Genomic DNA, 12,428 nt, shown 5'->3' on the forward strand with positions numbered 1-12,428 from the left:
GGAACGGGCCGCAGGTCGATCAAACCAGGAATGAACCGGATGTCAACTAACCGGCGAATCGTTCTTATGGGCAGCCAGGTATTCCCGAGCCCCCACTTCGTCCGGATCCTCCTTCAATTCATGAAGTGAGAATTTAATGCGGAACAAGCGCATGATAAACACGTACGAACAGGGGATCAAAAATACGCCCACCAAGGTTGCCATTCCCATGCCAATGACCACGACGGTACCGATGGCATTGCGGGCCAGAGCTCCGGAACCGGACGAAATCATCAGCGGAATACACCCCAGGATGAAGGCAAAGGACGTCATCAGGATCGGACGCAACCGCAGCTTGGCTGCCGCCAGCGTCGCATCCATCAGGTTCTTGCCACGCTCCATCTCCAAGTTGGCAAATTCGACAATGAGAATCGCATTCTTGGCGGCCAGCCCTACCAGCATCACCAGGCCGATCTGGGCATAGAGAGTCAGATCCATTCCCTGCCAGTAGAGCCCGAGATAAGCGCCCAGCACGGCAATCGGCACCGTCAGGAATACGGCAAGGGGCAAGGTCCATTTTTCGTACAGAGCCACCAGGATCAGGAAGGCAAAAATGGAAGACATGGTAAAAATCGCACCGAGGCCGATACTGTTGCGCACCTTGTTTTCCTGGAAGCTCATGTCCTGGTAGTCGAAACCGATCTTGGTCGGATCCATCGTTTCATGGAACACCTCTTCCAATGCGTCCATCACCTGCTGTGTAGAGTACCCGGGGTTGGGCATCACGTTAAGTTTAGCAGCATTGTAGATGTTATGGTGCATGACGAATTCCGTATCCTCAATCTCCTGGACATTCACCAGAGAAGAGAGGGGAACCCGGACCCCATCGCCATTGGTCACAAAGAACCCGTCCATTTTTTCCAGATTGATGCGATCTTCACCCTGAGCCTGGATGTACACCTGCCATTGCTGGCCGAAAGCGTTGAAGTAGTTGACGAAAGAAGACCCGTTGTAAGCGGCGAGGATGCCGTTGGCTACGTCGATGTCCACTTTGTGGAACTTGCATTTTTCTCTGTCCAGATTGATGTATTTTTGCGGCATGTCGGCCATCATCATGTCCATGCACATCATGATTTCCGGACGCTTGGAAGCCGCTTCCTCAAAGGCCTTCACCTGGCCGTACAGGAAGGGTACGCCCTGGCCTTCCAGATCCTCCAGCACCATGGTCACGCCGTTAGCGGTACCGACGCCGGGAATGGCCGGAGGTTCCAGCACCATGGCCATTCCATCCAGACCGGCCATGGCAACCTTCCCCTGGAATTTGCGTGCCAGTTCCGATGCGGATTCGGCTCGCTCGCTCCAGTCTTTGAGTTCGACGAAGGCGATACAAGCTCCAGGAGTCTGGACACCGTTGAGAATGTTGATCCCCACAACGGTCGTCAAATTTTTGACGGAGGGGTCCTGAAGGGCTTCTTCAAATTTCTTGTCCTGTTCGTAGGCAACCTGCAATGACGTATTAGGCTTGAGAATCAAACACGCAAGCAGGAAGCCCTGGTCTTCGTCCGGGAGGAACCCGCCGGGTACATGATCAGCCACGGGCTTGATCGCACCCCAGAACAAAAACAACAGAGGAATGGACAATACCAGCTTGCGGGCCAGCCCCCCGCAAATGCGTGTGTAGCCATTGGCGGTTTTGCCGTAGCATTTGTTGAACAAACGGTGAAACGGCGCCAGAATGCTATGGGATTTCCCTTTGGGCTTGAGCAAAACGGCACACAGGGCGGGAGATAAAGTCAAAGCATTGAAAGCGGAAATCAGCATCGATATGGCAATCGTCACCGCGAACTGCTTGAATAGCGTACCGGTTATCCCCTCCAGCAAAAGGGAAGGAAGGAACACTGCCGCCAGTACCAAGGCAATGGCAATCACCGGACCGGAGACTTCCTGCATGGCGGCAAACGAAGCCATGCGGGGATTCATCCCCTTGTCGATGTGCTCCTGTACGGCTTCCACCACCACAATGGCATCGTCCACGACAAGGCCGATTGCCAGCACAATTCCCAACAGGGAAATCGTGTTGAGCGAGAATCCCAGTAGCGGGAATATGCAAAACGTGGAAATCAATGACACCGGCACGGCAATCAGCGGAATCAGGGTCGCCCGCCAGTTCTGGAGGAAAATGAACACCACAAACGCGACAAGAATGATGGCCTCGATCAGCGTATGCTTGATTTCCTCAATCGAATAACGAACCGCCGTCGTCGTATCCAGAGAAACCCGTCCTGAAATACCTTCCGGCATCAAAGGAGCTTTGGCATCCAGCAACGCTCTCACACGATCCGCCGTAGCAATGGCGTTTGAACCGGGTGCCTGGAAAATGGCGATGGCGGCAGCCATTTTTCCATTCAGGCGTCCCATGGCGGAGTAGTCTTCCGCCCCGAGTTCCACCTTGGCAATGTCCCGCAGATAGACAATCTCTTCGCCGTTCTGCCGGATAATGATATCTTCGAACTCATGCGGTTCGGAAAGACGTCCATGGGTACGTACGGTAATGGTCTGTTCCTGTCCGTCCGGTACGGGATCTGCCCCGATCTTGCCGCCGGGATTCGTCGTATTCTGGGCGACGATAGCGCCCCGGACTTCTCCGATGGAAATGCCGTAGTGAGTCATCTTCGACGTATCCAGCCAGATGCGAATGGCATAACGCCCCGCCCCATAGACCTGAACTTCACCGACCCCCTCGACGCGTTTGAGTTCGTCGATCAACTTCACCTGGGCATAGTTTGCCAAGTCGACGGAGTTATAGCTTCCGTCTGGCGACGTCAAAGAATACATGAGCAACGGAAGCCCCGGCTGCTGCTTGATCGTCACCCCGGTACTTTGCACTTCCTGGGGAAGCTGGGAAGAAGCCTGCCCGTATCGCATGTTCGTCAGCACCTGGTCGATGTCCGGATCGGAACCCGGCTCGAACACGACGGACAAATTGTAAACCCCGTTGTTGGAAGACACGGATGTCATGTAGTCCATCCCCTGCACACCGGAAATCTGACGTTCGAGGGGCGTCCCCACGGAGTCGGCTACAGCCTGTGCATTGGCCCCAGGAAACATAGCCTGCAACTGAATCGTACGGGGCGTAATTTCCGGATACTGGGAAATGGGAAGATTACCCAGGCATACCAGCCCGAGCAGGGTGGTGACAATAGCAATTACCGCCGCAATGGCGGGATGTTTGATAAAAAACGCACTCATGGCTTACTCGGCGGTAATGGAGGGAGTCGTGGAAACCGGCTTGGTGTAGACAAACGGAGTCGGGATGACAGTACCGAAGCCCCCCTGGGCTCCCTGCGCGCGCATCATGTCGTTCACTTTGGAATACTGGGCGGCCATCATGCCTCCTTCCACGATGACCGGGGCGTCGGAGGGCTTGTCATAGCCGATTTCCTTCAAGGATTCCGAGATCGGCTTCACCGTTCCCGTAACAATCTGCATCAGCATGGGAGCCGTACCGCCCTTGCCATCGGGCATGTCGAGAGTTAGAGTATCCCCCAGCTGGACATCGATGCGGCGAGGAGTCTGGTCCGGAGCCACGACGTAAATATTGCGGTGGCTCATCGCCGACACGAGAGCACGTACCGGCACCAGCAGGGCGTTCTCTTCCTGACCGGTGACGGCACGCACGCGGACTGCCATGCCAGAACGCAGCTTGAAACCGGGATTGGGAACATGGCCGATGAAATTCACGGTACCGCTGGCTCGGCTCACTTCACTGTCCACGGAAACAACCGTTCCCTTTTCTTCAAACACGGTTCCATCTTCCAAAATCAATTCGAACTTGCCCATATCTCCCATGCGTCCGTTCTTCACGTCCACGCGTCCATCAAGCAAACGGTTGAGAACCTGTTTTCCCGTTACGGAAAAGTCCACGCGAATAGGATCGATCGACGACATGGTCGTCAACGGAGTTCCATTGGCCGAGAGCAATTCTCCGACACTGGCATTCGATTTAGAGGCCAGCCCTCGGAACGGAGCTTTCACTTTGGTGCGTTCGAGGTTGATTCTGGCATTATCCAAAGCCGCTTCCGATTGTTTGATACCGGCTTCGGCTTGTTCCAAAGCAGCCTGGGTTTCCTTCAGCGTCTGCTGGGCATCCATGAACAGTTTTTCCGAAATGGCTCCCGTCTTAATCAGCTTGTCATAGCGCTCCACATCCTGGGAGGCGCGGTTCCGTGCAGCTTCCGCCTGCATCTTGCTGGCCTTCGCTGCCGCCAGATTGCCTTCAGCCTGATCCACTGCAGCCTGGTACGTGGACGGATCAATCTCGAACAGGAGTTCTCCCTTCTCACAAATCGATCCGTCCCAATAAATCTGGCGAAGCAAGGTTCCCGATACCTGGGGTCTGATATCCGCCTGCTCCACACCCCGCAAATGCCCGAACCACGACGACTTCAAATCCACCGTCTGCTGGACCATATTCATCACGGATACCTTGATCGGATGCATCTCACGCTGCTGCATGGATGCCGTTTTCCCGCCTCCGTCCCTGCACGCGCCCAGCGTGCCGACAACCAGCCCGCTCAGGGCTATCACCAGTATGTGTTCTACTTTCATATTCTTGAATGGAAAATTATAGGATCGAAGCGATCTTCATGTTTTTTGCTGCCGAAACAGACATTGCGGAAACCGTTATTTGATATTGTCGTACATGTCTTGCAACATTTTCCCCAGAGCTTTCCTCTTTTCCGGGTTAATCCCCCGCAGCAGGATATCCTCAATTGCGGCAATCTGCCTGACGACAGCTTGGTCCATCATGCGACTGCGTTCCGTCAGATAAATATTTTTTACCCGCCCATCTTCGTTATCGAAGGATGTTTTGACCAAATCCTTCTCCTCCAACCGACGGACAATCCCCTTGGCCGTCGTATGCGAAACACCGAGGTATTGCTCCACATCCTTCTGTGACACCAATTCGCCATCCCTGGAAATCAGATAAACCAATACCCTGCCCTGCGCGGCCGTCACATGCTCCAATGCCAATTCCCGGGTAATCATCGTTTCCACACGATCCGTGATCATCTTGAGCAAAAATGAAATTCGAGGATTGTTATTCATAATAATTATGAAGCATGCTTCTAAAGTGCGAAATGATTTACCCGAATTTTCGGGGGAGTCAAGTCCAATCGGAAAATGTCCCGGCAATTTTTTTTGTCTCTTGACGGTACGCAACGAAGGGTTAGTCTCTCCGCAAGATGACCTTGACCGCTTCCCTTCTTGACAAAGTATTATCAGGCCAGTCCTGCACCCGGGAAGAGCTTCTCCAGCTTTGCACGGAACCCCTTGAAGAACTCTGCCAGGCAGCCAATGCAATCCGCGAACATTTCTGCGGCAATACCTTCGACCTCTGCACCATCATCAATGGTCGCAGCGGAAGGTGTTCGGAAAACTGCAAATACTGCGCCCAATCCGCTCACTACAATACAGCCGTGGACGAATATCCCCTGCTCCCCCGGGAAACCATCCTAGACGGAGCCAGACGCTGCGAAGAAGCCGGCATTCTCCGTTACTCTGTCGTCACCTCCGGCAAACGCCTCACTGATGCCGATGTCGACCAGCTCTGCGACGCCTACCGCCTTATGAGCGACGAGTGCAACCTGGGACTCTGCGCCTCTCATGGATTGATCTCACTGGAACATTGTAAAAAACTCAAAGCAGCAGGAGTTTCCCGCTACCATAACAATCTGGAGACCTCCCGCCGCCATTTTCCCGACGTTTGTACGACGCATACGTACGATCAAAAAATCCAAACTATCAAATGGGCCATGGAAGCCGGCCTTGAAGTATGCAGCGGCGGCATCATGGGACTCGGGGAAACCATGGAGGACCGCATCGACATGTTCATGGACATCGCCGCTCTCGGAATCAAATCCACCCCCATTAATTTTCTCTCCCCCATCCCCGGAACGCCTTATGAAAATCTCACCCCGATGACAGAGGAAGAAAAACTCCGTATTATCGCCATCGTCCGGTTCATCATCCCCGATGGAGCTGTCCGTATCGCCGCCGGGCGCAACACCATGAGCGACCACGGTAAAAAAGCCTTCCTCTCCGGTGCCAATGCCGCCATTTCCGGCGATATGCTGACAACGGCAGGCGTTTCCACACGCGACGATATCGCCATGCTGCAGGAACTCGGCTATGAAGTGCGAATGAAGTAACCGCCGACCCGGTACACCGTTCAAATGCAACAAGCGACCGTTCCGCATGTGATTGCCGGAACGGTCGCTTGTTTAATAATTGAATTCAAATTACAGGATTAGTGCTTGCAGCAGCAGTCGTCGCCGTGTTCGTGGCCTTCGCCTTCGCACTGGCAGTCACCGCCGCAGGAGCAGTCGCCGTCACAATCGCCACCACAGGAACAGGAAGCGCTGGCTGCACGCTTGGCGGATTCTTCCACTTCTTCGGGAGTTGGTGCGCGCCCCATATCAATGGACATACCGAGGTACTGGTTGATCGTGGCAAGAAGACCGTCTACAGACTGGCGGGCTTCCAGGAAACCGCGGGCCAATTCATTTTCGATGACAGAGGCACGAAGTTTGTCGAATTTTTCGATTTCCTCTTCGGTCGGAGGCATGCCGGCAAGATGTTTGGAACGAAGTTCTTCTCCGTAAGCATTCACTTCCTCGAACAACTTGGTTGCGTCGGGGTTCTGGAAGAACAAGCCGATGCGGGCCTTGGCCGCAATAATCTGGGGGGATTGGGCAAGAGCGTTGCAAAGAGTCGTCGTTGCATCAAGCAAATCTTGCTGTAAAGGGGTTGTATTCATATCTCGCGGGATTAGATCATACTCATCTGTTTCCCGCAACGAAGAATCCTATCATCCATGACATGCCGGATACGCAATTTAGAATATCTCAGTCACCGACTCATCCGGGAAAGTCCGGTACGTTGATCCCTTCTTAAGAAAGAAAAAATCAAGTCAGGAGTCCTCACCGGGAAGTCCGTACTCGAGAATCATGGCGCACTCGCGTTCTACTTGTTCTTTTTCGTGAACCAGGCAATCGCGTTCGAGTTTCATGCCCTCCTCCATCTGCCTGCGGAGAGTTGCCGGTTTCCTGTCCTCCATCCGGGAAAGAAATTCCTTGTACGATACCATCGTATCCCGCCATTCCTCATATTCCTGTCCGCTTTCAACCAGAGCCAATATCTTCTCCCGACGATCCAGAAGAGTATTGCGCAGTGTATCCAGCAGAAAGGAATATTCCTTCTTCGCTTGTTTCAAGGCTTGGTAATTCTTCAACTGCGTATCCAGACGCAAATAGAAATTCATATCCATCCGCACATCGCTACCGCCGCTCATAAACCCGGAATCATGACCTCCGCTCATGTTGAACAAACGCGGGCTGTAAAAATGGACATCCGCAACCGGCCAATAATTCAACGTAATACCCAACTTCCTCAGCCGGGATGCCTCCAACTCCAATGCCATATTCATCAAAACCAGCCGATCGGGTTTCCGAGAACAGGAACGGAACCGCCTCCAATTCATCCGGGGAATAGACTCAGACTTGATTTTCCAACGAAAACGGAAATCATTGAAAAGAGTTCCCCACTCCTTCCATTCGGAACGCAGGGAAATCTCACGCTGTCGTTCCAATTGAGTTGTTGATACATGCCTGTATTCCGCATCCGTGCAATCCGCCCGGTACTGCTCTCCGGCCAAAGCCGACAAACGGGCCAGCTTGTAGAGGCGGGCGGTTACATCGCGTCGTTTCAAATCGTAATTTTTCTCCGCTCTGAAGAGGGAAAGCAAAGCCGTGTAGCGGTTCATCGGCAACTGCGTCAGGGAAGGCAGATTGAAAATCACGTTGATGTCGTAATCGTGATCACGGGAGTCATAGTAGTTATTGCCGCCGCCAAACAGATACTTGTTATAATAAAACCCTAGATTCACCAAGGGTATCACATCCAGATATACCTTACGCACTTCGTAACGTGCCTTCTCAATGTCATGTGCCGATTGCTGCAGCTCAATATTTTGAGCCAGGGCAAGCTTGCATGCCTCAGTCCATGTCAATTCCCGGAAAGAGGTTTTCTCGTAATCCGGAAGGTTGTCGTATGTCTGCCGGAGAGTTTCATAGGCATCTTCCACACGACGATCCACGGAACAACCGCACATTATCGCGCACAACATGACACTGACACAGGAATTCAAATGTTTCATGGCATCTCGCAATCATTTCAACACACACCCCACGGGGCGGAAAACAGCACATACAATCGGAATTGTCGAAACGGCAATACACGTCAACAGCGATACGGACAGTAAAACGATGTCATCCCGCATATCCACCACAGACAGAGTCATCCCCGGCATTTTCAGAAACTCTTTCACCAAGAAACCGCTCAGACCATGGAACAAAGTCACGGCACACGCCAGAGCCCCGAAAACAAGTACGCAATTCTCCACCATAAACACAGCCACCAGCAAGAGGCGATTCACCCCGAAACTATTCATCAACGCATAAATGTACTCATTCTGCCGAAACTCCATCGAAGAAATCGACGTCAGCAACACGCACACGATCACCCCGATACCGAGAGAAATCCCCATGCGATACACCTGTTGGCTGGCTCGGGTAGTCTCCAATTCCTCCAACAACTCAAGACTGCTGCGTACCTGGGCGCTCCAACCATCCAGTTCAATCAGCTTGAGAAGCCGTTTCTCCAATACCCTCATCGAAGCTACTTCCGTCTGTTCGAACCGGAACATATACATTCTTGTCAACCCCGTCCGCATCTTCAGAGCGGACAACACGCCTTCCGGTACAAACACACCGCCATTCGGATAAATCTTCCGTAATGCCATAGCCGCATATTCGGGTACCACGACAGCCCGGACACGATGGTTGGTCACCATGACTTCCTCCGGTGACGCTCCCGGTTCCGAACGCGGAGGAAGCACAAACACGCCGTTATCCGGTCTCACGTCCATCCCCTGGAACAAGCCCGCACCCCATAACGGATATTCCACCAGTTTGAAACGCCTGTCCCGAATCGTTGCATTCTGAAATAACTCATTCAGGATCACGCATTCGCGTCCACCGGCATACCGGGGCATCCCCTCCAGAGGATCCAACGCAGCAACCTCCGAAGAAGGACAATACCGCGCCATCACAATCATATCTCCGCCATTCTTCCTGATCTGCCCCTCTAGAGTACGTGCGGAAAGAAGGTAATGCGACAACACCGTCAACGCACAAAAGACCAGGCAAAACACCACGAGAAAACGTGCCAGAGGATTGGACACCCGCATCACCCAACGGTGCAAAGTATCCACGGTTAGATAGAACAAAACCGATGGAAAAGATTTCATACCCCTTCCCGGAAACCAACCTTCCGCTCCTCTACGGGAACAAGGCCCAAATGAGTATCCCCCTTGAACTCAATCCGGTACCCCGGATACAACCTGGAAACCAACTCCTCCCAGGAGTGATAATCCGACTTCTCCGCCTGAACAATCAAGTCCAGTTTATGTTTATACAAAAACGGCCCCTTTACAACATACGCCAGAGAGGCCACGCAATTCGCCCCAATCATCCTGGATGCTTCCTCACACTGACTGTTTTCCAAGCGGAAAAAATACGTCAACACCGGTTCGTTCCGTCCCTTTTCCACCTTTTGATAGGCAAACTTCCCCACCAGGACATTCCCTCCACCGGAGTGGACGCGCGCCTTCAAGCGATCCGGGGCAATATGGATCAAATCCGGATCGAACATCACCACCGCAATATACATCCTTGAGTCATCTATAACCGACACCACCGGATCGGACGATGAACGCATCACCGGTTCCAATCCATGTTCCGGAAGAACGAAGTGGTACTGGAACTTGCCATCGAACGGCATCTCTACCACATAACGTTTTTTCTTTTCTTCGAACTCCGACAATGCATTTTGTCTTTCCGACGCGGCCCGTTTCTTCTCCAACTCGATTTTCCCATCGATAATTTGCAGGGATTTATGATTCACCTTCGGAGAATCTTTCTGAAGGAATTGTCTCTGCTTTTCGTTCAATCCGAGCAAAAAGGCCAATTCCTCCCGCTGGCGCTCCAATTCCACCAGGTTTTCTTCCATCGTCAAACGATCCCGTTCCAGGCGCAGCTTCAAATTGGCTTCATCGCGTTCCAACTGCCTGGGATTGATCCTCAACAATACATCTCCTTTCCGGGCTCTTTTTTCCCCAGATATCCACCCTTCCACTTCACCGCCTTCCGGCATTGTAAACGTATAGTGGTTCTCGGGAACTATTTTGGCTTGGAGCCGTGAAATCACATACTCCTCCCCTACCGCCATCTGCATCTGGCAGACGACGGCTCCGACAACGGACAGCAGATGAAAAAACAACGACTTGATACCCATACAATTAATCCCGCCTAGGAAGACGTTATCACACCTTTAATAGAAAAAGTTCGTTCGGCGTCATCTCGATTGAATAGAGAAAGTTCCTCTGCCGGAATACGTTTGACCGTTGCCGGCAATTCCGTTCTTGGATGAGATTTTGAGCGTATAGGAAGAGCAAATCCCTTCTATACGCGCAGGGAGTTTTTCCGCCGTTGCGTCGGTAGGCTTCAAGTCCAGATGAATCTGCACATCCGCCTGCTTATAAACAACCGGAGCTTCCGGGCTACCGGTACTTTCAGAATAAACGAATGAAGTTACGAAATATGCCTGTGTACCGGATTTTTGAAACAAGAACGCCGAACTTCCGGAAGAACCGGTGCCATCGTTCAAACGCATTCTTCCGGATGAAGTCCCGCTGCTTGATTCCACTTCGCAGGAAAAAGAAATCAATTCCCCCGAAGCATCATCCGGAACCATCGACAAAACGGTTCCTGCCGGTAAAGTTGCCCATTCCTTCCCGGACGGATTGTCTTGTTCCTCCCGAGGCGGTTCGCCAGGTTCCAATTCACCAGGCGACGAAGGAATAATCGTTTGAGAACCATCATTTAACACCGTCATATGACCACGGATGGCGACAGGTCCATCCTTCGTAAACTTAAGGGCAAGTTCCAAAAGGACCTGTTTTTTCACATTGTCATCCGCATATTCGATCAGCATGCGCAATGCCGATTCTTCATTCGCAGACGCAGCACGCACATATTGATAACGACCGCGGTAAACAACCATCTTCCCGGAACTATCGCCAATCTGCCCGGTAACGGCTTCCTCTGAGAAAGTCATCGTCATCGGCACCTTCCCGTCCTTCCAGGAAATACTCAATGACACCAAGTTGTCGGGAGCAGGATTTTCCGATACTTCTTCCTCCGACGTACCGGAATCGTCCGTATTGTCTTCGACGGATGATGATGAACCGCCACCTCCGCAAGCCGCCAGCATCATGGTGCACGCACATGCCAGCCCAAATACATTCAACAACTTTTTCATCAGACAGATAGAATTAAAATTCGCCAGGAAAACAGAATAAAGACGAAGGCAGTAATGGTATTTTTTCCATAAAAACATGATTCCTTACCAACATACACGGCAGGACTATCCGGTCAAGACAAGACGGAATGGCTATCCAATAAAAACAAATAATTATATGTATTCCAAAAGAAAAAGTGTCGTCCAGAGCGGATACTGGACGACACTTTGAAAATCGACAATGCCGAACGGTAAATCCGGCATGTTGCTAAAGGAGTTACTTACAATTCGGAAGCAGCTCCCTTATCCAGAAGGAAGCAGGCGTTTTTGTGCTTCTGCAGGTAAGAAGCGGCAACATCGGGAGTCACCGGACCTTCCACAGCCTTCTTGACGATGGAAGCTTTCTTTTCTCCCCAAGCCATGAGGACAACCTTGCGGGCGCTCATGATCGTGGCAACCCCCATGGTAATAGCCGTCGTCGGAACGTTTTCAATACCGTTAAAGGCAGGAGCGGCATCGGAACGGGTCAAATTGTCCAAGAGTACCTTACGAGTGATCGTCGTATCGTCGGAACCGGGTTCGTTAAAGCCGATGTGCCCCGTACGACCAATACCGAGGATCTGCAGGTCGATTCCTCCGCAGTCCTTGATTTTCTGTTCGTAAGCGGCACAATGGGCATCAAGGTCTTCCGGCTTAACGAGACCGGAGGGAAGATTGATGTTTTCCGGCTTGATGTCAATGTGGTTGAACAAATTCTGGTGCATAAAGTACCAGTAGGATTCCGGATGTTCGCGTTCAAGGCCGCTGTATTCGTCCAGGTTAAAGGAAATCACGTTGGCGAAAGAAAGACCTTCTTCCTTGTGCATGCGGACGAGTTCCGCATAAAAGGGAAGCGGAGTAGCTCCAGTGGCCAGGCCGAGAACAACGGTCTTGCCTTCCGCGGCGCGGGAACGGATCAATTCTGCAACTTCCTTAGCCAATGAATTGGCTGCCTCTTGAGGTGTTTCAAAAACTTTGACAGGGATCAT

At 52.1% G+C, this 12,428-nt stretch carries 10 protein-coding genes; 1 reads left to right on the top strand and 9 read right to left on the bottom strand.

Annotated elements, in window-relative coordinates:
• Positions 1-42 precede the first annotated feature (42 nt).
• The 3 genes from QET93_RS10560 to QET93_RS10570 form a co-directional block, all read right to left on the bottom strand.
• Positions 43-3,228 (bottom strand): efflux RND transporter permease subunit, encoded by a 3,186-nt coding sequence (locus QET93_RS10560; protein WP_280126206.1) that lies wholly within the window; start codon positions 3,226-3,228, stop codon positions 43-45.
• 3 nt (positions 3,229-3,231) lie between these two features.
• Positions 3,232-4,587: an efflux RND transporter periplasmic adaptor subunit gene (locus QET93_RS10565; protein WP_280131896.1), complete on the bottom strand. Its 1,356-nt coding sequence runs from the start codon at positions 4,585-4,587 to the stop codon at positions 3,232-3,234.
• A 75-nt stretch (positions 4,588-4,662) separates the two neighbouring features.
• Positions 4,663-5,088: a MarR family transcriptional regulator gene (locus tag QET93_RS10570; protein ID WP_280126204.1), complete on the bottom strand. Its 426-nt coding sequence runs from the start codon at positions 5,086-5,088 to the stop codon at positions 4,663-4,665.
• A gap of 137 nt (positions 5,089-5,225) precedes the next feature.
• Here QET93_RS10570 and bioB point away from each other — a divergent pair, with 137 nt between their 5' ends.
• On the top strand, positions 5,226-6,191 hold the full coding sequence (bioB, locus tag QET93_RS10575) for a biotin synthase BioB (RefSeq protein WP_280131895.1): 966 nt from the start codon (positions 5,226-5,228) through the stop codon (positions 6,189-6,191).
• A 98-nt stretch (positions 6,192-6,289) separates the two neighbouring features.
• On the opposite strand, the gene QET93_RS10580 is transcribed toward bioB, so the two are convergent.
• The 6 genes from QET93_RS10580 to nagB form a co-directional block, all read right to left on the bottom strand.
• The gene (locus QET93_RS10580; protein ID WP_280126202.1) at positions 6,290-6,799 is read right to left on the bottom strand and encodes a YlbF family regulator; all 510 of its coding nucleotides are present in this window, start codon (positions 6,797-6,799) and stop codon (positions 6,290-6,292) included.
• A gap of 153 nt (positions 6,800-6,952) precedes the next feature.
• Positions 6,953-8,197 (bottom strand): TolC family protein, encoded by a 1,245-nt coding sequence (locus tag QET93_RS10585; protein WP_280131894.1) that lies wholly within the window; start codon positions 8,195-8,197, stop codon positions 6,953-6,955.
• 12 nt (positions 8,198-8,209) lie between these two features.
• On the bottom strand, positions 8,210-9,349 hold the full coding sequence (locus tag QET93_RS10590; protein ID WP_280131893.1) for a hypothetical protein: 1,140 nt from the start codon (positions 9,347-9,349) through the stop codon (positions 8,210-8,212).
• Positions 9,346-10,395: a hypothetical protein gene (locus tag QET93_RS10595; protein WP_280131892.1), complete on the bottom strand. Its 1,050-nt coding sequence runs from the start codon at positions 10,393-10,395 to the stop codon at positions 9,346-9,348. The genes QET93_RS10590 and QET93_RS10595 overlap by 4 nt, the downstream gene beginning before the upstream one ends.
• 60 nt (positions 10,396-10,455) lie before the next feature.
• Entirely contained in the window at positions 10,456-11,499 is a 1,044-nt protein-coding gene (locus QET93_RS10600) for a hypothetical protein (RefSeq protein ID WP_322189978.1), read from the bottom strand.
• A 182-nt stretch (positions 11,500-11,681) separates the two neighbouring features.
• On the bottom strand, positions 11,682-12,428 hold the full coding sequence (gene nagB / locus QET93_RS10605) for a glucosamine-6-phosphate deaminase (protein ID WP_280126197.1): 747 nt from the start codon (positions 12,426-12,428) through the stop codon (positions 11,682-11,684).

The sequence above is a fragment of the Akkermansia sp. N21116 genome (assembly GCF_029854705.2).
Lineage (GTDB): Bacteria > Verrucomicrobiota > Verrucomicrobiia > Verrucomicrobiales > Akkermansiaceae > Akkermansia.